Source organism: Streptomyces sp. NPDC058307 (assembly GCF_042880295.1).
Classification (GTDB): domain Bacteria; phylum Actinomycetota; class Actinomycetes; order Streptomycetales; family Streptomycetaceae; genus Streptomyces.
The window spans coordinates 1-21,727 of the sequence record NZ_JBHVYZ010000037.1 but is presented as its reverse complement, the minus strand read 5'-3'; the positions used below and the strand labels follow the sequence as shown (position 1 = coordinate 21,727).

Annotated in this window: 17 protein-coding genes and 1 pseudogene; 7 read left to right on the top strand and 11 right to left on the bottom strand. The window is 70.5% G+C overall.

The genetic code is table 11. The features are described 5' to 3' along the window. Positions 1-180: 180 nt before the first annotated feature. Positions 181-261, bottom strand: a pseudogene (locus ACFVYN_RS24970) (serine protease); the annotation flags it as partial. 53 nt (positions 262-314) lie between these two features. Next, a complete protein-coding gene (locus ACFVYN_RS24965; protein ID WP_390001999.1) occupies positions 315-746 on the bottom strand; it encodes a MarR family winged helix-turn-helix transcriptional regulator in 432 nt (143 codons plus the stop codon). A gap of 61 nt (positions 747-807) precedes the next feature. Between ACFVYN_RS24965 and ACFVYN_RS24960 the strand changes: the two genes are divergently transcribed. After that, positions 808-1,926: an FUSC family protein gene (locus ACFVYN_RS24960; protein ID WP_390001997.1), complete on the top strand. Its 1,119-nt coding sequence runs from the start codon at positions 808-810 to the stop codon at positions 1,924-1,926. A 678-nt stretch (positions 1,927-2,604) separates the two neighbouring features. Here ACFVYN_RS24960 and ACFVYN_RS24955 read toward each other — a convergent pair. Continuing rightward, a complete protein-coding gene (locus tag ACFVYN_RS24955) occupies positions 2,605-3,159 on the bottom strand; it encodes a YceI family protein (RefSeq protein ID WP_390001995.1) in 555 nt (184 codons plus the stop codon). A gap of 135 nt (positions 3,160-3,294) precedes the next feature. On the opposite strand from ACFVYN_RS24955, the gene ACFVYN_RS24950 reads away from it, so the two are divergent. From ACFVYN_RS24950 to ACFVYN_RS24940, 3 genes are all read left to right on the top strand, one after another. Next, the gene (locus ACFVYN_RS24950; RefSeq protein ID WP_390001993.1) at positions 3,295-5,646 is read left to right on the top strand and encodes a polysaccharide lyase 8 family protein; all 2,352 of its coding nucleotides are present in this window, start codon (positions 3,295-3,297) and stop codon (positions 5,644-5,646) included. A gap of 151 nt (positions 5,647-5,797) precedes the next feature. Beyond that, complete coding sequence (locus ACFVYN_RS24945; protein ID WP_390001991.1) at positions 5,798-7,393, top strand: acyl-CoA carboxylase subunit beta; 1,596 nt, start codon at positions 5,798-5,800, stop codon at positions 7,391-7,393. Positions 7,394-7,428: 35 nt separating this feature from the next. Next, positions 7,429-7,620 (top strand): acyl-CoA carboxylase subunit epsilon, encoded by a 192-nt coding sequence (locus ACFVYN_RS24940; RefSeq protein ID WP_390001989.1) that lies wholly within the window; start codon positions 7,429-7,431, stop codon positions 7,618-7,620. A 179-nt stretch (positions 7,621-7,799) separates the two neighbouring features. On the opposite strand, the gene ACFVYN_RS24935 is transcribed toward ACFVYN_RS24940, so the two are convergent. The 8 genes from ACFVYN_RS24935 to ACFVYN_RS24900 form a co-directional block, all read right to left on the bottom strand. Further along, positions 7,800-8,381, bottom strand: a complete 582-nt coding sequence (locus ACFVYN_RS24935) for an ATP/GTP-binding protein (protein ID WP_026248371.1) — start codon at positions 8,379-8,381, stop codon at positions 7,800-7,802. After that, on the bottom strand, positions 8,362-8,943 hold the full coding sequence (locus ACFVYN_RS24930; RefSeq protein ID WP_390001987.1) for a DUF742 domain-containing protein: 582 nt from the start codon (positions 8,941-8,943) through the stop codon (positions 8,362-8,364). The genes ACFVYN_RS24935 and ACFVYN_RS24930 overlap by 20 nt, the downstream gene beginning before the upstream one ends. Positions 8,944-9,043: 100 nt before the next feature. Then, positions 9,044-9,457: a roadblock/LC7 domain-containing protein gene (locus tag ACFVYN_RS24925; RefSeq protein ID WP_007384910.1), complete on the bottom strand. Its 414-nt coding sequence runs from the start codon at positions 9,455-9,457 to the stop codon at positions 9,044-9,046. A gap of 10 nt (positions 9,458-9,467) precedes the next feature. Beyond that, a complete protein-coding gene (locus tag ACFVYN_RS24920) occupies positions 9,468-12,755 on the bottom strand; it encodes a nitrate- and nitrite sensing domain-containing protein (RefSeq protein ID WP_390001985.1) in 3,288 nt (1,095 codons plus the stop codon). A gap of 402 nt (positions 12,756-13,157) precedes the next feature. Next, positions 13,158-13,736 carry an ATP/GTP-binding protein gene (locus ACFVYN_RS24915; protein WP_390001983.1) on the bottom strand — a complete coding sequence of 193 codons (579 nt, stop codon included), beginning with the start codon at positions 13,734-13,736 and terminating at the stop codon, positions 13,158-13,160. Further along, positions 13,717-14,115, bottom strand: coding sequence for a DUF742 domain-containing protein (locus ACFVYN_RS24910; RefSeq protein ID WP_003973454.1), 399 nt, complete (start codon positions 14,113-14,115; stop codon positions 13,717-13,719). The genes ACFVYN_RS24915 and ACFVYN_RS24910 overlap by 20 nt, the downstream gene beginning before the upstream one ends. 110 nt (positions 14,116-14,225) lie before the next feature. After that, positions 14,226-14,639, bottom strand: a complete 414-nt coding sequence (locus ACFVYN_RS24905; protein WP_003993189.1) for a roadblock/LC7 domain-containing protein — start codon at positions 14,637-14,639, stop codon at positions 14,226-14,228. A 9-nt stretch (positions 14,640-14,648) separates the two neighbouring features. Then, entirely contained in the window at positions 14,649-18,530 is a 3,882-nt protein-coding gene (locus tag ACFVYN_RS24900; RefSeq protein ID WP_390001981.1) for a nitrate- and nitrite sensing domain-containing protein, read from the bottom strand. A gap of 567 nt (positions 18,531-19,097) precedes the next feature. Between ACFVYN_RS24900 and ACFVYN_RS24895 the strand changes: the two genes are divergently transcribed. The 3 genes from ACFVYN_RS24895 to gltX all read left to right on the top strand — a co-directional run bounded on the left by ACFVYN_RS24895 (position 19,098) and on the right by gltX (position 21,672). Continuing rightward, complete coding sequence (locus tag ACFVYN_RS24895; protein WP_390001979.1) at positions 19,098-19,280, top strand: hypothetical protein; 183 nt, start codon at positions 19,098-19,100, stop codon at positions 19,278-19,280. Between the two features lie 129 nt (positions 19,281-19,409). Next, complete coding sequence (locus tag ACFVYN_RS24890) at positions 19,410-20,195, top strand: fumarylacetoacetate hydrolase family protein (protein ID WP_390001977.1); 786 nt, start codon at positions 19,410-19,412, stop codon at positions 20,193-20,195. Continuing rightward, positions 20,188-21,672, top strand: coding sequence for a glutamate--tRNA ligase (gene gltX, locus ACFVYN_RS24885; RefSeq protein WP_390001975.1), 1,485 nt, complete (start codon positions 20,188-20,190; stop codon positions 21,670-21,672). Before ACFVYN_RS24890 ends, gltX begins: the two co-directional genes overlap by 8 nt. The last annotated feature ends 55 nt before the right edge of the window (positions 21,673-21,727 follow it).

Here is a 21,727-nt window from a genome sequence, read left to right as displayed (position 1 = left end):
CTTCAGGCCCGCGGTGGTTTTGTGTGGCGCGTTGGGTGGGGGTCCGCCCCCCCCATCCGGGGGGCCGTGGGGGGCGGCGCCCCCTGGGGACGGGACGGGTAGGGGCGGCGGGGGCGAAAACCGCGGGCCCGGCACCCGACGCACCGGACCCGCGAAAGACCGTATGAAACCCGCCTCACCTCACAGCGACGAGGCCGCCGAAGCGATCGCCGAGGCGAACGTGGACACCTCGGTGTAGACCCCGGGCGCGTTGGCCCGAGCGCTCTGTCGCTGGACTACGGGAATCCTGTGAACGCGCGCACAAGGGGTGCGATTCAGCCAGGCGTCTCCGTGTCGGCGACCCGCTCCATCAACTCCGCGGCCAGCTCCAGCACTCCCCGCTCGGTCGGGCTCAAGGACGCCAGCGCCCTCGCCAGCCAGGCGTCCCGCTCGGCCATGTCCCGCTCCAGTGCGAGCCGCCCCGGCGCCGTGACGGACAGCACGGACCGACGCCGGTCCACGGTTCCGGCCTCGCGCGCCACCAGGCCGTCCGCCTCCAGTTCGGCGAAGACCCGGGTGAGCGACTGCGGCCGCTGCCGCAACGCCGCCGCGACCTCGCCGGGGGTGGCGGACCCCTGCCGGTGCAGATGCCCGAGCACCTCCAACTGGGCAGGGGGGAGGCTGCCGGCACCGCGCTCCTGCCGAAGCCGCCGGTTCAGCCGCACGATTCCGCCACGGATGCGAGCGGCGGAGGAGAGGTGATCCATGAGGAAATGGTACGTGAATACTTACTACTCCAGTGGGTCCAACGCCTATATCCTCGCTCAAGTGACGGTAAAACTCATACGCAACGCGTACGAAGCAGCTCTGACCATGACGTCCGTGCTGCTGTGCTGGGCCCTCGCCCTGTGCGTGGAGGCGATCGCCGGACTGCACACCGACGTCCTCGTTCTCGCGGTCGCCCTGACCCTCACCCTGGCCGGAACCCAGCGCCGCGCGGGCACCCACCGCCGCCTCGCCGCGCTCGCGTTGCTGCCCGCGACGGTGGCGGTCTCGATCCTGGTCGCACGGCTGATCGCCGCGCACTACGTCGTCGGCGCGGTGGTCTTCACGGCAGGGATCTCGGCCCCCGTGTGGATCCGCCGCTACGGCCACGCCGCCACGAAGGCGGGCACACTGATGACCCTCCCGTTCATCACCCTCCTGGTCGTCCCCGGCCCGGCGCTGCCGCCCAAGGTTCAGTCAGAGCTGGTGAGTTGGGCCTGGGCGGCACTGATCGCGGTGCTCGCGGTGTGCTGTGTGTGGCTGGTGCAGGGGCTGGGGGACCGCTACGGCCCCTGGCGCCCCGATCCCGAGCGGCCGAACCCCGCGCCCCGCCGCCCGTCCCGGCTCCGCCCGCGTCCGAGTACCCGCATGGCGTTGCAGCTGGCGGTCGCGATCGCCGCGGCCTTCGTCGCCGGACGGCTCCTCTTCGACGAGCACTGGCCCTGGGTGGTCCTGACGGCGTACGTCGCCGCGAGCGGCAACCGCGGCCGAACGGACGTCGTACGCAAGGGAATCCAGCGCCTCGCGGGAGCCTGCGCGGGCACACTGCTGGCGGCCGGTGTGGCCATGGCCGGGGTCACCGGCCCGGCTTCGGTGGCGCTGATGTTCACGGTCCTGGCGATCGCCCTATGGTTGCGGCCCCTCAACTACGCCTACTGGGCGGCCGGGATGACCACCGTCCTCGCTCTCCTCCTCGGCTGGTTCGGCCAGGACGCGACGAGCCTGTTGCCCACCCGCCTCGCGGCGATCGCGGTCGGCGCGGCACTGACGGTGGCATCGGCGTGGTGGCTGCTCCCGGTCCGGAAGGGGCGCACGGCGACACCGGGTGCCGTACGGCCGGATGCCGTCATCGATCAGCGACTTGTGCGACCGTCCGGGAGCGGTGCGGCTCAGGACGCGTGACGTGTCAGGGCGTACCGCTCCCCGGCGGCATGCCACCAGCCCGGCGGCGAGGGCCCGTCGACCACGGAGGCCGCCTGGCCCGGGTGCAACCCGAGCCGCCACAAGGCCTCCGCGGCCACCTCAACCCTGAACCACCCCCGCCACCGCCCGTCCTCCCCGGGCCCGCACGCGAGAGCGAACCGCACCTCGCGCTCGACGGCGAAGGGCATCCAGTCGATCCCGCGGTCCCGCAGTCAAGCCCGCACGGCGGCCGGCGGGGTCGGGCGGCCGGGGACGTTCTCGTACGACGCGACGGTGATCCAGGCGGGAGCGTTGGTCATACGGTCCATGATGCGGGAGCCGGAGCCCGCGACGCGCGGCTGCCCGGGCGCGGGGACTGGCGATGCGTCAGGCAGGCGTCGGATGGCCGAAGCCGGGCGCGAGCCGGTCCGTCGCCGCACGGACGGTACGGGGTCGTGTCAGCAGCGGGACCGTCACTCCCGGCGCGGCGGCCACGAGCGCCGCCGGCGGATGGCCCGGCAGGGGACCGGCCGGCGATGAACGGACGCCGCCCTCACCGAGCGGGAACAGCCCCACATGCTCGACGAAGGCGTGCGGGTCGGCCAGGGCGACCGGCAGCGGCGGCCATGCCGTCCCCTTCGGCGCGGCCGCCGCCCCCGCTGATCCCCGGCGACAGGTTCACGCGTTCTTGATCGCGGAGATGTCGAAGGTCAGCTTGATCTTGTCGGAGATCAGGACGCCGCCGGTCTCCAGGGCCGCGTTCCAGGTCAGGCCCCACTCGGAGCGCTTGATCTCGGCCTTGCCCTCGAAGCCCACACGCTCGTTGCCGAAGGGGTCCTTCGCGGCGCCGTTGAACTCGAGGTCGATGGTGAGCGGCTTGGTGGTGCCGAGGACCGTCAGGTCGCCGGTGATGCGGTAGTCCTCGTCGCCGAGCGCCTCCGCCTTGGTGGAGCGGAAGGTCATGGTCGGGAACTCGTCGATCTTGAAGAAGTCCGCGCTCTTGAGGTGCCCGTCGCGGTCCTCGGACCCGGTGTCGATGCTGTCCATCTTGACGTCGATGGAGGCCGTCGACGCGGACGGGTCGCTGCCGTCCAGGTGCAGCGAGCCGCTGAAGTCGTTGAACTTGCCCTTGACGTTGGTGACCATCGCGTGCCGGACGGTGAAGCCGATCGTGGAGTGCGCGGTGTCGATCGTGTAGTCGCCGGTCAGTGCGGTCAGGTCGGTGTTCGCCATGACAGAGCTCCTTGAAGTGTGGATGTTGAACGTTGAACCACTCAACGCGAAACGACCGTAGACCTATTCCATACAGGTTTCAACATCATCCGCGGAGTGTTGGCCTGATCGCCCCGCGGTGGTAGATGCCCCGGTATGAACCCGCAGCGCAGAGCCTCCGTACCCGTACGACCCACCCGCAGAGCCGTCTTACTCACGGCGGCACTCCTGGCCACCGTCACCGCCACAGCCGCCCCGTCGGCCCGCGCCCGCTCCCTCTCGGCCGACCCCTACGACACCCTCCGCCGGCGCTGGCTCGACATCACCCTCGGCACCGGTTACGACCCGGCGCGGGAGCCCTACGCCTCCCGCCTCGCCGAGACCGGCGAACTCGCCCGCGGCTTCCGCGCCACCATGGCCCCGACAGCCACCTCCCTGTGGCCGGGCTCTCCCTACGACCCCCCGGCCGGCATCACCCGCAGCTACAGCCGCCTGTGGACCATGACCCAGGCCTACGTCCAGCGGGGCACCGGCTCGACCGGCGACGAGAGTCTCCTCGCGGACGTCCTGCGCGGCCTCGACCACCTCTCCGCCACGGTCTACAACCCCTCCACCACCCGTTACGGCAACTGGTGGGAATGGCAGATCGGCAGCCCCCGCCTCCTCATGGACATCACGGCCGCCCTGTACGACCACCTCACCGACGCCCAGAAGACCGCGGCCTGCACCGCCGTCGACCACTTCATCCCCGACGCCATGCTCACCGACTACTCCGGCACCTCCACCGGCGCCAACCGCGTCGACCTGTGCCGCTCCGTCGCCCTGCGCGGCGTCCTCGGTCGGGCCCCGGACCGGATCGCCCTCGCCCGTGACGCCCTCTCGCCTGTCTTCCCCTACGTCACGAAGGGAGACGGCCTCTACGCCGACGGCTCCTTCGTCCAGCACACCTGGGTCGCCTACTCCGGCACCTACGGCCAGGTCATGCTCGACGGCCTCGGCCGCCTCTTCGCCCTGCTCGCCGGCTCCGCGTGGGAGGTGACCGACCCGCACCGGCAGACCGTCCTCGACAGCGTCGAGCGCGCCTACGCCCCGCTGATCCACGACGGGCTGGTGATGGACAGCGTCAACGGCCGGGCCATCAGCCGCGGTCATCTCAAGGGCGACGACCGCCACGTCCTGCGCGGCGACCACTTCCACGGCCAGGGGATCATCGCCGCCATCGCGCTGCTCGCGGACGCGGCGAGCGAGGAGGAGCGCGGGCGCTGGCACGGCCTGGTGAAGGGCTGGATCGAACGGGACACCGTCTCCCCCGTCCTGACGGCACCCCAGTTCGGTGCGGCCGACCTCGCCCGGCTGCACGCGGTGGCCGCCTCTCCCGTACCGGCCGCCCCCGAACCCGTCGGGCACACGCTCTTCGCCGCCATGGACCGGGCCGTCCACCGCCGCCCCGGATTCGTCGCGAACATCGCCATGGCCAGCGACCGGATCGCCGCCTACGAATGCGGCAACGGCGAGAACCCGCGCGGCTGGCACACCGGCGCCGGAATGCTCTCCTGGTGGGCCGCGGGCCGCGCCGACCAGTACACCGACTGGTACTGGCCCACCGTCGACTGGTACCGCCTCCCGGGCACGACCGTCTCCACCAAACGCCTCCCCGACCGGGCAGGCGGCGAGTGGGGCGAGCCCAAGCCGGACGTCCGCTGGGTCGGCGGCGCGACCGACGGCGAGTACGCGGCGATCGGCCAGCACCTGAAGGGGCTGGGATCCACGCTCCAGGCCCGCAAGTCGTGGTTCTGCGTCGCGGACGCGGTGATCTGCCTGGGCGCGGGCATCACCTGCGCCGACGGCGTCCCGGTCGAGACGGTCGTCGACAACCGCAACCTGGGGGAGGGCGGGACGCAGTCCTTCGTCCGGGGACGGGGCTGGGCCCATCTGCGGGGGCACGGGGGCTGGCTCGTCCCCGACGGCCTGCGCGCCCTGCGCGAGGACCGCACCGGCGCCTGGTCCGACATCAACACCTCCAGTACGACCGAACGGCGCACCCGGCGCTGGCAGACCCTCTGGCTCGACCACGGCACCGACCCGGTGGACGCCTCCTACGCCTACGTCCTGATGCCAGGGGCCTCCCGCCGTGCCGTCGCCGCCCGCGCCGCCGACCGTCACTGGCTGTCGGTCCTCGCCAACGACAGCGCGTGCCAGGCGGTCCGCGTCGACCGCCTGGGTCTGACCGCCGCGAACTTCTGGCGGGCCGGCACGGCGGGTCCGCTCACCGCGTCGGCGGGAGCGAGCGTGCTGGTCCGCCGCAGGGGTCGTACCGCTACCCTCTGCGTCACCGAGCCACCCCGTTCGGGCGAACCGCTGGAGATCATCTGGAACCGGCCCGTGCGCTCGGTCGTGCGGGCCGACGACACCGTCGAGGTGCTTGCCACCGGCCGCCTGCTGCACCTGCGTGTCACTCCGGGGGAGGCATGCGCCCCACACGAATGTGAGGTGGCTCTCACGCCCTGACTTTGTACGACCCCTACAAGGGGCAGGCCCCCTGAGCAGTCAGAACGCCTGCATGCCTGCATGGTTCTGTTCGGTCGCACCAGGAAAACGGGCCGGAGACTGTGAGGAGTCGACGGCTCGCTTTCCGCGCCGGTCTTCGTAAGGTCGCTACATGACCGTTTTGGATGAGGCGCCGAGTGAGTCGACGGGCGAGCCGACGGACGCGCGCGGGCGGGTGGCCGAGCTGCACGAGATCCGTGCGGCGGCCCTGGCCGGCCCCAGCGAGAAGGCGACCGAGGCGCAGCACGCCAAGGGCAAGCTGACCGCACGCGAGCGCATCGAGCTGCTCCTCGACGCGGGCTCCTTCCAGGAGGTCGAGCAGCTGCGCCGGCACCGGGCGACGGGCTTCGGCCTGGAGGCCAAGAAGCCGTACACCGACGGTGTCATCACCGGCTGGGGCACGGTGGAGGGCCGTACGGTCTTCGTCTACGCCCACGACTTCCGCATCTTCGGCGGCGCGCTGGGCGAGGCCCACGCCACGAAGATCCACAAGATCATGGACATGGCGATCGCGGCCGGGGCGCCTCTCGTGTCGTTGAACGACGGTGCGGGCGCCCGTATCCAGGAGGGCGTGAGCGCCCTCGCGGGCTACGGCGGCATCTTCCAGCGCAACACCAAGGCCTCGGGCGTCATCCCGCAGATCTCGGTGATGCTGGGCCCGTGCGCGGGTGGCGCGGCCTACAGCCCCGCCCTCACCGACTTCGTCTTCATGGTCCGCGAGACCTCCCAGATGTTCATCACCGGGCCGGACGTCGTGAAGGCGGTGACGGGCGAGGAGATCACCCAGAACGGCCTCGGCGGCGCCGACGTGCACGCCGAGACGTCCGGCGTCTGCCACTTCGCCTACGACGACGAGGAGACGTGCCTCGCCGAGGTGCGCTACCTGCTGTCGATGCTCCCGCAGAACAACCGGGAGAACCCGCCGCGGGTGGAGTCCACCGACGCGGCCGACCGGCGCGGAGAGGTGCTGCTCGACCTGGTGCCCGCGGACGGCAACCGGCCGTACGACATGACCAAGGTCATCGAGGAGATCGTCGACGACGGCGACTACCTGGAGGTCCACGAACGCTGGGCCCGCAACATCATCTGCGCGCTGGCCCGCCTCGACGGCCAGGTCGTCGGCATCGTGGCCAACCAGCCCTCGACCCTCGCCGGCGTCCTGGACATCGAGACATCGGAAAAAGCTGCACGCTTTGTCCAGATGTGTGACGCTTTTAACATCCCGATCGTCACTTTCCTGGACGTCCCCGGGTTCCTCCCGGGCGTCGACCAGGAGCACGGCGGAATCATCCGCCACGGCGCCAAGCTGCTGTACGCCTACTGCAACGCCACCGTGCCCAGGATCTCCCTGATCCTGCGCAAGGCGTACGGAGGCGCCTACATCGTCATGGACAGCCAGTCCATCGGCGCCGACCTCACCTACGCCTGGCCGACGAACGAGATCGCGGTGATGGGCGCCGAAGGTGCCGCCAACGTCATCTTCCGGCGGCAGATCGCCGAGGCCGAGGACCCCGAGGCCATGCGGGCCCGCATGGTCAAGGAGTACAAGTCCGAGCTCATGCACCCGTACTACGCGGCGGAGCGTGGCCTCGTGGACGACGTGATCGACCCGGCGGAAACCCGCGAGGTCCTGATCCGGTCCCTGGCGATGCTCCAGTCCAAGCACGCCGACCTGCCCTCCCGTAAGCACGGCAACCCTCCGCAGTAATCCGGCGGAAACCTCTCTCACGGAGACTGTGACCTATGAGCACCCCTGACATCCGCGTCGAGAAGGGCCACGCCGAGCCCGAGGAAGTCGCCGCCATCACGGCGATCCTCCTGGCTCGCGCGGCGGCCGCCCCGTCGTCCACCCCGGCCCGCCGAGGCCGCCCCAGGGCCGGCTGGCGCCGCCTGGAGCGCGAGGGCGGCTTCCGAGCCCCGCACAGCTGGCACTGAGCCCTGCACGACGCCTGAGGGCCCCTCTCGGAAGAGAGGGGCCCTCAGGCGTTTTTGTCTTCAGGGGCGCGGGGCTGTATCGATGTGCGGCTCCGCCGCGTGGGCGCGAGCAACCAAAGGGCTGCCCGCAGACGGCACACAACCGTCCGAGGCAGCCCAGTAGCCGCTAGGCCGCGTACCTACCGCAGGCGAGCCATCAACGCGTGCTCTACCAGCGTGATGAGCGCCGACTTCGCGTCCGCCCGATGCCGCGCGTCCGTCGTGATGATCGGCGTGTCCGGCCCGATCTGCAGAGCCTCCCGGACCTCGTCCGGGTTGTACGGCTGGTTCCCGTCGAACCCGTTCAGGGCGATCACAAAGGGAAGCCCAGAGTTCTCGAAGTAGTCGACGGCCGGGAAGCAGTCGGCAAGACGCCTCGTGTCCACGAGGACGATCGCGCCGATGGCGCCGCGGACCAGGTCGTCCCACATGAACCAGAAGCGGTCCTGTCCGGGCGTACCGAAGAGGTACAGGATCAGGTCCTGGTCGAGGGTGATGCGGCCGAAGTCCATGGCGACCGTGGTGGTCGTCTTGTCCCCGGTGTGGGTCAGGTCGTCGATGCCGGCCGACGCGGACGTCATCACGGCCTCGGTGCGCAGCGGGTTGATCTCCGAGACGGCGCCGACGAACGTGGTCTTGCCCACGCCGAAGCCGCCGGCCACCACGATCTTCGCGGACGTGGTGGAGCGGGAAGGCCCTCCGCTAGAGCTTGCGAAGTCCACTGAGCACCCTTTCGAGCAGTGTCACGTCTGGCTGGCCGCCGGCGCTCTCGTCGCCGCCGGGCTGATGGATGGCGACCAGGCCCGCCTCCGCCAAGTCGGCGACGAGGATCCTGGCCACGCCGAGAGGGATCGTGAGGAGGGCCGAGATCTCGGCCACCGACTTGATCTCACGGCAGAGGTTGCAGATCCGCTGATGCTCGGGCAACTGGCCCTGCATCTGGTGCGGCTGCGCGGTGGTGTGCACCAGCGCCTCGATGGCGAGCTGGTAGCGCGGCCTGGTGCGGCCGCCGGTCATGGCGTACGGGCGCACCAGGGGGTTGCTGGCGCCTCCCGCGGGGGAAGGCTCCGAGGAGCGTCGATGCGGCTGCACGGGCTGGATGCGCGGGGCCGCCGGCTGGTCGTACGGCGACGGGCCGGGGCCCTGCGGCGCGTACGGCTGCTGGCGCCGCTGGCTCGGTGCGGAGGGGAAGTTGTAGCGGTTCGGGTTCTGGGAACCGTCGTTCTGACCCTGGCCAGGGCCGTACGACCAATTGCCAGATGAACCACCTGGGGGTGTTGCCACTTTCTCTCCTCCTCCGACTGTGCCGGGCACCCATCACGCTGTGTGGAGCCGCGTCCCGAAACCTTACGGCCCCGGGACGCCAAAACGCACCGTCTGTCTGTCAGTTGAGCAGGCTGCCCTGGAGCTCTGCACGCAGATCGGGCGTCAGGACCGAACCGGCACGGTCCACCAGAAGGGCCATCTCGTACCCGATGAGGCCGATGTCCGCCTCGGGGTGCGCGAGGACCGCGAGCGAGGAACCGTCCGACACGGACATGATGAACAGGAATCCCCGCTCCATCTCCACAACCGTCTGGTTCACCGCGCCGCCCTCGAAGATGCGCGAGGCACCCGCGGTCAGCGAGGTCAGACCGGAGGCGACGGCCGCAAGCTGGTCGGCACGGTCGCGGGGAAAGCCTTCGGACATCGCCAGAAGGAGTCCGTCGGCGGAGACCACCACCGTGTGGGACACACCCGGGGTGTTGTCCACGAAGTTGGTGATCAACCAGTTCAGGTTCTGCGCCGCCTGGCTCATCGGGCTCACACTAACGCTCCTGGTTGTAGGTGCTGTCAGAACCGAAGCCCTGACCGTTCGTTTCACTGCCTGCGTTGCGGCCCCGCTGCACACCGCGACGCAAATTGCTCAGCCTGCCCCGGACGTCCTCGGGAGCGCGGGAGACCGACGGGCCTCCCTGGGGGCTGGCTTCGGCGGCTCCCTCGACCAGGTTGGCCTTGGGCACCCGCCGCGGCAGACCGGAGGAGGTGACCCCGCCCGCCTTGGGCTTCCGGAGCTGGGAGGCCTGCTGCCACCGCTCGTCGTTGGACGACCGCCAGAGGTCGCCGCCGCCGTTGCTCTCCGGCGCGGAGGCCGGCTGCTCCTGGGTCGCGTGCCGCGTGCCGTTCGAGCCGTTCGCGGCGCTCCCGGGGGAGCCACGGCGGGGGAGCCCTGCGTCGGTCAGTTCATGACCCACGGCGGCTGGGGCAGGCCCCGGTCGGTCGAAGCCTACGCGGTCACGCTCACTCACGTCAGCGGCCTGCGCAGATTCCGCTTCCGGAGCGTACTGGTCCGGGTAGCCGCCCCGGTAACCGTCCGGCTGCGGCCAGTCATCCTGGTAGCGCCGCTCCTCGAAGCCCGAGAAGGTCTCCGGGGCAGCCGCGTGCACCGCCGCGGGCTCCTCCTGGACCGGCTCCGTATAGGAGGGCTCCGGGTAGCCGCCGCCCTGGGAGAAGGTGTCGTTCTGCGGCAGGCCGTTGTTCTGCGCGTAGTACGGCTCGTCGTACGCCGGACGGTTCGGCTCCTCGTACGACGTCTGCCGCTGCTCCTCGTACGGCGCCTGCTGAGCCTCCTCGTACGACGTCTGCTGGTCGTACGAGGAGGGCTGCTGCTCGGGGTAGCCGTTGCGGTTGCTGTCGTAGCCGCCCTGCGGGCCGCTCTGGGTCGCGTCGAACGCGTCGGGGTACGAGGACTCCGGACCCTGCAGGGCGGGCGGCCCGTCCTGGCTCTGGGCCTCCAGGGCCGCGCGGCGCTCCTCACGCATCAGGGAGCGGCCGACCGGGTCCAGCTCGCGTATGTCGTCCGGGACCTCGGAGTAGCGGCTGTCGTCGAAGCCGAGCTCCGCGGCCGTACGCATCGGCAGGCCGGTGTTGAAGTCCTCACCCTGGTAGTGCTGCTCCGGCATGATCTGCGAGACGGTGAACTCGTCCGCGGCCGGCTGCTGCTCGCCACCGCCACCGTGGGTGATCGCGTCGGGCAGCATGACCAGCGAGGTCGTACCGGCCTGCTCGCCCGAGGGGCGCAGCTGGACGCGGATGCCGTGCCGGTCGGACAGCCGGCCGACCACGAACAGGCCCATGCGCTGGGAGATCGCGGCGTCCACGGTCGGCGGGTTGGCCAGCTTGTGGTTGATGTCCGCGAAGTCCTCGGCGGTCAGGCCGATGCCCTTGTCGTGGATCTCGATCATGATGCGGCCGTCGGGCAGCCGGGTCGCGGTCACGCGGACCTTGGTCTGCGGGGAGGAGAACGTCGTCGCGTTCTCCAGCAGCTCGGCGAGCAGGTGCACGAGGTCGGTGACGGCGCGGCCGTGGATCTCGGCCTCCGGGACACCGGACAGCTCGACGCGCTCGTACTGCTCCACCTCGGAGGAGGCGGCGCGCAGCACGTCGACCAGCGGGACCGGCTGGTCCCAGCGGCGTCCGGGCTCCTCGCCGGCGAGGACCAGGAGGTTCTCGCCGTTGCGGCGCATACGGGTCGCGAGGTGGTCCAGACGGAAGAGGTTCTCCAGCTGGTCCGGGTCGGCCTCGTTGTTCTCCAGGTCGGTGATCAGGGTCAGCTGGCCCTCGATCAGCGACTGGTTGCGCCGGGACAGGTTGGTGAAGATCGCGTTGATGTTGCCCCGCAGCAGGGCCTGCTCGGAGGCGAGTCGCACGGCCTCGCGGTGGACCTGGTCGAAGGCGCGGGCGACCTCGCCGATCTCGTCCTTGGTGTTGATGGGGATCGGCTGGACCCGGGTGTCCACCCGGCCGGGGTCGGTGCGCGAGAGCTGGTCGACGAGCATCGGCAGGCGCTGCTCGGCTATGCCGAAGGCGGCGTTGCGCAGCTGGCGCATCGCGCGGGACATCTGCCGGGCGACCGCGCCGGCCAGGATGAACGCGAGGAGCAGGGCGACCACGACGGCGGCACCCACGATGAACGCGTCGCGCTTGGCCGTGTCGGCGATGCTCGCGGCCTCGTTCACCGCGGTGTCGGCCAGGTCGGTCTCGATCTGGCGGTAGGCGTTGTACTTGAGGGTGTTGACCGCCCACCAATTCTCGGCGGTGATGCCGTCCTTGGCGAGTCCCGCGCGGGCGCTGTCGTCCATCGACGGCAGCTGGGCGATGGCGGAGACCATGTCCACCGGGTTGGACGGCGGCGGGACGTAGTCGGGGTTCTTGGCGGCGGCCTCCTTGGCCAGCGCCGCACCCTCCGCCTGGATCTGCTTCTTCGCGGTGTCGAGCTTCGCCGCGTCGGCCTCGGTGCCACCGCCGACGTACTCCTCGACGGCGATGCCCTCCAGGTACGCGTACGAGGAGAGGGCGACCTTCTGGCTGGCGAAGCTGCTCAGCCCCGGGCCGGGCTTGATCAGCAGGTGCATGCCGATGGAGCGCTGCAGCGACAGGGCCGCCTTGGTGAGCTCGATGGCGTAGACCGTACGGCCGTAGCTGGTGATGTTTCCGGTGCCGAGGCCGAGCTCGTTGGCGAACTCCGTCAGCGGGTGCGCGACCTGGGTGTAGCCCTCCTCGGTCTTCACACCGGTGAGCTTGGAGGAGGTGTAGGCGCCCGCGCGCAGCGTCTGGAGGCCTCCCTCGCCGTCCCGGAACAGCTGCAGGCGGCGCTTGAGGCCCGCCTTGTCCGGCATGTTCTGGGCGGCCTGGTCGAAGGCGTCCGCGGCCTCGTCGGTCTTCTTGCGGGCGGCGACGACCGTGGCGTTGTCCTGGCCCTGACCGCTCAGCAGCGGGGCGGCGGTGCTGTCGCGCTCCTGGTACAGGGCGTCGGCGTAGCTGAGGGAGGCCCGCACCAGACGCGCGGTGTTCTCCGCGTCCTCCGCCTCACGCCAGGTGTCGATCGAGCTCTTGACCTGGAAGCCGCCCATGACGAGGCCGACGATCACGGGTATGAGCAGGATCGCGTTCAGCCGGGTGGGCACCCGCCAGTTGCGCGGGGAGAACCGGCCACCGCTGGACGGCGGCGCGGCCGTCGGCTCCGGACCGGACACAGGGGCGGACGCCGCTCCGCGCGGCGGCGGGGTGAAGTTGCCCCGGGCCGACGGCTCGGGACCGTTCTTGCTTCGCCTCACTCGACCAACAACCTCTCGGAGGGGTCGGCACCTACGTTGTGCCGCAGTCTCTCAGAGCCCAGTACGCCATCGACTAGTGAGTACGTCTTTGACCATTGGGCAGTTCAGGCATTCCAGCACGACGGCCTGCGCACCTCCAAACAGTGGTACGCGGGGATTCCACGTGATGTAAACCCCAGATAAAACGGTCATAAAGAGCGAGCCCCGTCAAATGACGGGGCTGACGTGAGCGCAGCGAGACCGGTTGGCAACCACGCGTGGCCGTACCATCCGATTCCTCTGCCGAAACGTTATGAACACCGGGGCCGACCGTGTCCAAGGCCACAGCCGACTCCGGGACATCTACGACAACTGCCGTATGACGTTGTTGATTTGGCAGCCGGTCGACACGTCCTTGGGGCGTTACCGCAGACGTGCCATCAGGGCGTGCTCGACCAGTGTGATCAGGGCACCCTTGGCATCCGACCGGTGCCGGGCGTCGGTCGTGATGATCGGGGCGTCCGGCCCGATCTGCAGGGCCTCGCGCACCTCCTCCGGGGCGTACGGCTGGTGCCCGTCGAAGCCGTTGAGGGCCACGACGAAGGGCAGGCCGCTGTTCTCGAAGTAGTCCACCGCGGGGAAGCAGTCGGCCAGCCGCCGGGTGTCCACCAGCACCACCGCGCCGATGGCGCCGCGGACCAGGTCGTCCCACATGAACCAGAAGCGGTCCTGTCCGGGCGTACCGAAGAGGTACAGGATCAGGTCCTGGTCGAGGGTGATGCGGCCGAAGTCCATGGCGACCGTGGTGGTCGTCTTGTCGCCGGTGTGGGTGAGGTCGTCGATGCCCGCGCTCGCGGACGTCATCACGGCCTCCGTGCGCAGCGGGTTGATCTCGGAGACGGCGCCCACGAACGTGGTCTTGCCGACGCCGAAGCCGCCGGCCACCACGATCTTCGCGGAGGTGGTCGTCCGCCCTCCTCCGTCAGAGCTTGCGAAGTCCACTGAGCACCCTTTCGAGCAGCGTCACATCGGGAGCGCCGCCGTTGTTCTCGTCGCCGCCCGGCTGGTGGATGGCCACCAGGCCGGCCTCGGCGAGGTCCGCGACGAGGATCCTGGCCACCCCGAGCGGCATGGCGAGCAGCGCCGAGACCTCGGCGACCGACTTCACCTCACGGCACAGGTGGCAGATGCGCTGATGCTCGGGGAGGAGTCCCATCAGCGCCGCCGGGTCGGCCGTGGTGCTGATCAGAGCCTCGATGGCGAGCTGGTAGCGCGGCCGGGTCCGGCCACCGGTCATCGCGTACGGACGTACCAGTGGCTGGTCGCCCTCATCCTCGTACGGCTCCGCGTACGGATCATGAGAGGCGGTGGGCGGGGTCATGAATCCTCCGGGCGGGACAGCAAGTCGATCTGGCTAGCCGTCTGGTGAGGCCGGTGGGGGGATTGTGGCGGCCGGACGGTGATGTGGTGAGACAGGTGGATCCGGGCGGGTCAGTGGAGCAGACTGCCTTGAAGCTCGGCTCGCAGGTCGGGCGTGAGCACGGCGCCCGCGCGGTCGACGAGCAGTGCCATCTCGTAGCCGACGAGGCCGATGTCGCATTCCGGGTGCGCGAGCACCGCGAGCGAGGAACCGTCCGAGACGGACATGAGGAAGAGGAATCCCCGCTCCATCTCCACGACGGTCTGGGCCACGCTGCCGCCCTCGAAGATCCGCGAGGCGCCCGCCGTGAGCGAGGTCAGCCCGGACGCGACGGCCGCCAGCTGGTCGGCACGGTCGCGCGGGAAGCCCTCGGACATCGCCAGAAGGAGGCCGTCGGCGGACACGACGACGGTGTGGGACACCCCTGGGGTGTTGTCCACGAAGTTGGTGATCAACCAGTTGAGGTTCTGTGCCGCCTGGCTCATCGGGCTCAACTAACGCTCCTGCTGGTGAGTGGGGTTCGGGAAGCTGCCCGTCTGGCCGTTACCGCCGACCTGACGACCTTGTGCGATACCCCGACGGAGATTGGTCAGCCGGCCGCGCACGTCGTCAGGCGCACGCGAGACAGCCGGACCGCTTTGGTGCTGTTGCTGCTGAGCCGTGCCCGGGACGAGGTTCGCCCTGGGTACCCGGCGCGGCAGACCGGAGGTGGTGACACCGCCCGCGGCCGGCTGGCGCACACGCTCCGCCTGCCGGACGAGGTCGTCATTCGGCGAGCTGCGCCAGGCCGCGGAGGCCGCGGGCCGTTGCGGAGCGGCGGCAGAACCTTGTGGGGCCGCCGGAGCCTGCTGCCGCGGAGCCTCGGCGGGGGAGGAGCCGTTGCCGTTGGCCGACTGCTCCTGTTCCTGCTGCTGGCTGCCGTGGAACCAGTTGGTCTCCAACGTGTCGTACAGCGGCGTACGGCCGTCACCGGGACCCGCGGGCGGCAACGCCTCGGGCTCCTGGCGGACCGGTCGCTGCTGAGGCCGCGGCGGCATGGGCGGCCGCGGGGCACCGAAGTCGGCGCCGTTGGTCTGGGGGCGCTCGAACTGGCCCGTGGACGCGGGGTCCTGACGGCCCGGCAGGGAGTGCTGCCCGGTGGAGCCGCCGTCGTAGCCCGGCATCGCGAACTGGCCGGTCGAGCCGTTGTCGTAGCCCTGCGGAGTCGCGAACTGCCCGGTCTGGGAGCCGCCGCTCTGCGAGCTGCCGTTCTGTCCCGACGGAGTACCGAAGACGTCCGGGCGGACGAACCCGCCCGTGTTCTGCGGGTCGTTCATGCCCGGGCGGGGGAACTCGCCCGTGTCCTGGGGGCCGTTGGATCCCGGGCGCGGGTACTGGCCGGTGTTCTGCGGGCCGACCGCACCCGGACGGGAGAAGTCGCCCTGCGGGCCGCTGGTGCCGGGCCTGGCGAACTGACCGGTGTTCTGCGGGGCGTTGAAGTCCGGGCGGGGGAACTCGGAGGTACTCGCCGAACCCTGGTGCTGCTCGATCCGCGGCATGCGCGAGGTGGCGGCGGGGTCCTGCTCGTCGTGGCCGCGCGGGACGTCGAGCGAGGCGCGCGGCACCGGCGGCTGCGCGTTCTCGTCGCTCCAGCTCGGGGTGCGGGGCTGCTGGTCGCCGCCGGGCAGCTCGGCCCGCGGACCACCGCGGCCCGGCAGCTGCGGCCGTCGGCGCCGGCCGCCCGGCTCGGGAGCCTGGCCGGCGTTCGGGGCCTGCGACTGCGGGGGTACGGAACCCCGGCCGCCGAAGGCGTCCTGTCCGCCGCCGAAAGCGTCCTGACCGTTGAAGGCGTCCTGGCCCGGACCGCCCGTGCCCGCGGCCTGGAGGCCCTGCGGGGCACCCGGTGCCTGGCCGCCGAACCCGGCGCCGGCTCCGGCCGGAGCGGGCCGGCCCTGCGGAGGCATACCCGGACCCTGCGGTCCGCGCTGTCCGCCCGGCGCACCGGGACGACCGCCCTGGCCACTGCCGGGCAGCGCGGCCCGCGGTCCCTGACCGGCGTTGAGGCGTCCGCCCGAGGAGGCGCCGGCGCCGAGAGCGCCACCGCCCGTGCCGCCGGGCGCACCGCCGAGGGCGCCGCCGCCCTGGCCGTTGCCGCCGCCACGACGGGCCGCGGCCACACCGGCGGCGGCCTGCGCCGCGGCGGGAGTGCCGGGGGCGCCCTGACCGGCCTTGGGCTGGGGCTTCTTGCCGCCCTGGGCGACATCGACGGGCAGCATGACCAGCGCGGTCGTACCACCGGAGTCGGACGGGCGCAGCTGGATGCGGATGCCGTGGCGCTGGGACAGCCGGCCGACCACGAACAGGCCCATGCGGCGGGAGACGGAGACGTCCACGGTGGGCGGCGAGGCGAGCCGCTCGTTGATCGCGGCGAGGTCCTCGGGGGAGAGGCCGATGCCGGTGTCGTGGATCTCGATCAGGACCCGGCCGTCGGGCAGCGCGTGACCGGTGACCTTGACCTTGGTCTGCGGGGAGGAGAACGAGGTCGCGTTCTCCAGCAGCTCGGCGAGCAGGTGCACGAGGTCGTTGACCACGCGGCCGGCGACCTCGGTGGTCGGCACGGAGGCCAGCTCGATGCGCTCGTACTGCTCCACCTCGGAGGCGGCGGCGCGGAGCACGTCGACCAGCGGGACCGGGCGGGTCCAGCGGCGGCCGGGCTCCTCACCGGCGAGGACGAGGAGGTTCTCACCGTTACGGCGCATACGCGTCGCGAGGTGGTCGAGCTTGAAGAGCGAGGACAACTGGTCCGGGTCGGCCTCGCGGGACTCCAGTTCGGAGATGAGCGAGAGCTGACGCTGGATGAGGCCCTGGGAGCGGCGCGAGAGGTTGGTGAACATCGCGTTGACGTTGCCCCGCAGCAGGGCCTGCTCGGCGGCGAGGCGGACCGCCTCGCGGTGCACGTCGTCGAAGGCCGCGGCCACCCGGCCGATCTCGTCCCGGGAGTGCACACCGACCGACTCCACGGACGTGTCGACGTCCTGCGGGTCGGACTCGGACAGCTGCTTGACCAGCTCGGGCAGCCGGTCCTGGGCGACCTTGGTGGCGGTCTCCTGCAGGCGGCGCAGCGAGCGGATCATGGACCGGGCGACGACGAAGGCGCCGACCAGGGAGACACCCAGCACGAGCAGGATCAGCGCACCGGCGATGATCGCGTCGCGCTCGGTGGCGTTGCGCAGCTCGCGGGCCTTCTGCTCCATGTCCTCGAGCAGCGAGTGCTCGATGTTGCCCATCTGCTGGATCTTGGTCGAGCTGTCGTCGACCCAGTCCTTGTAGGAGCGCCGGTCCAGGTCGGCCAGGCCCTCCGGCCGGCCGAAAGCACGGCTGGCGTACTGGTCGGCGGCCTCGATGGTGGAGCTGCCGTTCTCGATGGGCTTGAGGAGTGTCTCGGCACTGTTGTCGCCGTAGATGCTCCGGAAGCTGCTGAGGTCGGACTCCTCGCTCTCCAGGGCGCCCTGGGCGTACAGCCGGTCGTTCTCGGTGAGGTTGCCGAGGCTCGTGTTGTTGGCCGGCAGGGCCGCGGCGAGGACCGCGCGCTGGATGGAGGCGTACTCCTTGGCGGAGGAGAAGGCCGACAGGGCACGGGTGCGCTGGATCATGTCCGGGTTGCTGGTGGCCTCGGCCATGTCCTGGGAGAGGTCCAGCAGGTGGGTGATCAGGCGGTGGTACGACTCCACCGTCTGGGTGGCGTTGCCCTTGGACTGGTAGGCGTCGCTGCGGATGTTGCTCAGCGTGTCCAGGTCGCGGACCAGGCCGACGAGGCTGTCGCGGACGCCCTGGAGGTTGCCGTCCTTGCCGGCGGTGTCGATGTCCTCGGCGGCGGCGATGAAGTTGGTCGCGGCCCGGTCCGTCTTGTCCCGGAAGCCCTTGACCGTGATGTTGCTCGCCGTGGAGTTGTGCGCCAGCGGCCCGGCCGACTGGTCGCGCTCGTCCTGGAGGGCGGCGGCCAGCTCGGTGGCCTGCTTGGTCATCTCCGTCAGCAGCTTCATGTTGTCGAGCTGCTGGATGTCGTCCATGGAGTCGTTGATGCGCAGCGCGCCCAGCGAGGTGGCCGCCACGACGGGGAGCGCGAGCAGCGACACCAGGCGCGTGGAGATACGCCAGTTGCGCAGGGCCATGCGCGACCCCGGGCCGCTCGGACCCTTCGGGGGCTTCACCGCCGGCGTGGCCGCGGAGCCCGGGGACGCCGACGTGCCGAGGCGCCCGGCGCCGGAACCACCGTCGGCCGACTGGCCCGGGTTCTGGGCGTGCTGGGGGGAGGAACTGCCGACATTGGGGCCAGTCCCGCCGTGCCGCTCCGGCTCGGCCGAAGCGCTGCCATCCCTCTTGAAACGTCCCTGCACTAGCGTCGCAACCTCTGGACCAGGCGCTCCTCCGCAGGACGGCGGAGCACGGTGTCGGCGTTGTGGGGAGCGCCCTGAATACGCACCCCGGGTGATCGTGAGTGACCGGCGCTGGCTCCCCCTTCTCACCGCCGCTCGGCGCTTTCTCTGCGCCCCCTGTGCGCCGGTTCGATCCCGCGGCGGTCCGTGGAATTCCAGCACAGTGCAGGATCTCCAACAAGGTCCACGGGTCAGACCGTGACCTACGTGACACCACGTGAGGGCCGTGTCACGGGCCGTGGAAAGCGTTCATGTCGATATCGGACATAGGCCCGCGAGTCTCCCTCCGGGGGGAGGTGTCCCAGTCGCCATGATCAGGAGCGGAATGATGGCTTCAGGGAGTCAATGTCCGTTTCGTTGGGGTGAGTTGCGGCTCGCAATTGTCCGGTTTGCCCATACGTAAGTGAGGAAACTCACACGGCGATCACAGGGTCTTCGCGAGTTCGGAAGGGAAGAGGATGTTTAGCCTGACGCTTTACAAGAAGGTCGCATCTGTCCAACCCACCGCATTCGAGGTCGAGTACAACCGTGAAGACGACGATGATGTTCCGCAACATTGCCAACCCGCGGCGCACCACGCTGGCGCACCATCAGGACGCCGACGCACTGCAGACCCCGGAGCAGCCGGAGCACCCGCTCGCCCTCCCCGCCCAGACCGCCAACCCCCGGCGCACGATCCTGATGGAGATCCCGGTCTCCGCGGCCAAGTAACCCTAGCGCGCCCGGATCACCGCCCTTCGGGCAGGTGGCCCGGGCGTATCGCGCGAGGCAAGGACCCCTCCCCGCGTTAGCCTGGAGCGTCAGACTCCAGCCGGCCGAGTAGAGGGGCGCCCAGATCCCGTGCGCATCGCCAGATTCTCCATCGACGGGAACGTCGCCTTCGGCGCGGTCGAGGGCGACAGGCCGGACGAGCTCGTCCTCGACATCATCAAGGGCATCCCGTTCGCGGACTTCGAGCTCTCCGGTACGAAGGTCCCGCTGAGCAAGGTCAGGCTGCTGCCGCCGGTGCTCCCCAACAAGGTCGTGGCGTACGGCCGCAACTACGCCGAGCACGCCAAGGAACTGGGCAACGAGGTCCCGGACGTCCCGTTCGCCTTCTTCAAGCCCTCCACCTCGGTGATCGGCTCCGGCGACGACATCCAGTACCCGTCCTTCTCCGCGGACGTCCACCACGAGGCCGAACTGGCCGTCGTCATCGGCCGTATGTGCCGCGAGGTCCCGCGCGAGCGCGTGAAGGACGTCATCTTCGGTTACACCTGCGCGAACGACATCACCGCCCGTGACGTCCAGAAGCGCGAGAAGCAGTGGGCGCGGGCCAAGGGCTTCGACACCTCCTGCCCGCTGGGCCCCTGGGTGGAGACCGGCCTGGACCTGGAGACGGCCTCCGACCTGACGGTCCAGCTCACCGTCAACGGCGAACAACGCCAGCTCGGCCGGACCAGCGAGATGATCCACGGAATCGAGGATCTGATCGTCAACATCTCCGAGGCCATGACGCTGCTCCCCGGCGACGTGATCCTCACGGGCACCCCGGCAGGCGTCGGGCCGCTCACCGTCGGCGACGAGGTCGCCGTCACCATCGAAGGCATCGGCACTCTCACCAACAAGGTTGTCAAGCGTGGCTAGCGCACCCGCCCCCGCCGTCCGAGTACGGTTCTGCCCCTCGCCCACCGGTAACCCCCATGTGGGCCTGGTCCGCACCGCCCTGTTCAACTGGGCGTTCGCCCGGCACCACCAGGGCACGCTCGTCTTCCGCATCGAGGACACCGACGCGGCCCGCGACTCCGAGGAGTCCTACCAGCAGCTGCTCGACTCGATGCGCTGGCTGGGCTTCGACTGGGACGAGGGCCCCGAGGTCGGCGGCCCGCACGCGCCGTACCGCCAGTCGCAGCGCATGGACCTCTACAAGGACGTCGCCGCCAAGCTCCTGGACGCCGGTCACGCGTACCACTGCTACTGCTCCCAGCAGGAGCTGGACACCCGCCGCGAGGCCGCCCGCGCGGCCGGCAAGCCGTCCGGCTATGACGGCCACTGCCGTGACCTGAGCGACGAGCAGATCGCCACGTACGTCGCCGAGGGCCGTACGCCCATCGTCCGCTTCCGCATGCCCGACGAGACGATCACCTTCACGGACCTGGTCCGCGGCGAGCTGACCTTCACCCCGGAGAACGTGCCGGACTACGGGATCGTACGAGCCAACGGGGCGCCCCTCTACACGCTCGTGAACCCGGTCGACGACGCGCTGATGGAGATCACCCACGTCCTGCGCGGCGAGGACCTGCTGTCCTCCACCCCGCGCCAGATCGCCCTGTACAAGGCACTGATCGAGCTGGGCGTCGCGAAGACCGTGCCCGCCTTCGGCCACCTGCCGTACGTGATGGGCGAGGGCAACAAGAAGCTCTCCAAGCGTGACCCGCAGGCCTCGCTCAACCTCTACCGCGAGCGCGGCTTCCTGCCCGAGGGTCTGCTCAACTACCTGTCCCTGCTGGGCTGGTCGCTCTCGGCGGACAAGGACATCTTCACCACCGACGAGCTGATCGCGGCCTTCGACATCGCGGACGTGAACCCCAACCCGGCCCGCTTCGACCTGAAGAAGTGCGAGGCGATCAACGCCGACCACATCCGTCTCCTGGACGTGAAGGACTTCACGGAGCGCTGCGCCCCGTGGCTGCAGGCCCCCTTCGCCCCCTGGGCCCCGGAGGACTTCGACGAGACGAAGTGGCAGGCGATCGCCCCGCACGCCCAGACCCGCCTCAAGGTCCTCTCCGAGATCACCGACAACGTCGACTTCCTGTTCCTGCCGGAGCCGGTCTTCGACGAGGCGTCCTGGACGAAGGCGATGAAGGAGGGCTCGGACGCTCTCCTGCGCACGGCCCGCGAGAAGCTGGAGTCCGCGGACTGGACCTCGCCGGAGTCCCTCAAGGAGGCCGTCCTGGCCGCCGGCGAGACCCACGGCCTCAAGCTCGGCAAGGCCCAGGCCCCGGTCCGCGTGGCCGTCACCGGCCGCACGGTCGGCCTGCCCCTCTTCGAGTCCCTGGAGATCCTGGGCAAGGAGACGACGCTGGCCCGCATCGACGCGGCGCTGGAGAAGCTGACCGCCTAGGGCACGCACGCGTGAGGGGCGGGCCCCCGGCGCCCGGGGGCGCCCCCCACCCCGC

What these genes read in the sequence shown, in the direction of transcription:
- ACFVYN_RS24965 (WP_390001999.1), bottom strand. Translation starts at nt 746, where the DNA reads ATGGATCACCTCTCCTCCGCCGCTCGCATCCGTGGCGGAATCGTGCGG.
- ACFVYN_RS24955 (WP_390001995.1), bottom strand. Translation starts at nt 3,159, where the DNA reads ATGGCGAACACCGACCTGACCGCACTGACCGGCGACTACACGATCGAC.
- ACFVYN_RS24950 (WP_390001993.1), top strand. Translation starts at nt 3,295, where the DNA reads ATGAACCCGCAGCGCAGAGCCTCCGTACCCGTACGACCCACCCGCAGA.
- ACFVYN_RS24945 (WP_390001991.1), top strand. Translation starts at nt 5,798, where the DNA reads ATGACCGTTTTGGATGAGGCGCCGAGTGAGTCGACGGGCGAGCCGACG.
- ACFVYN_RS24940 (WP_390001989.1), top strand. Translation starts at nt 7,429, where the DNA reads ATGAGCACCCCTGACATCCGCGTCGAGAAGGGCCACGCCGAGCCCGAG.
- ACFVYN_RS24925 (WP_007384910.1), bottom strand. Translation starts at nt 9,457, where the DNA reads ATGAGCCAGGCGGCGCAGAACCTGAACTGGTTGATCACCAACTTCGTG.
- ACFVYN_RS24910 (WP_003973454.1), bottom strand. Translation starts at nt 14,115, where the DNA reads ATGACCCCGCCCACCGCCTCTCATGATCCGTACGCGGAGCCGTACGAG.
- ACFVYN_RS24905 (WP_003993189.1), bottom strand. Translation starts at nt 14,639, where the DNA reads ATGAGCCAGGCGGCACAGAACCTCAACTGGTTGATCACCAACTTCGTG.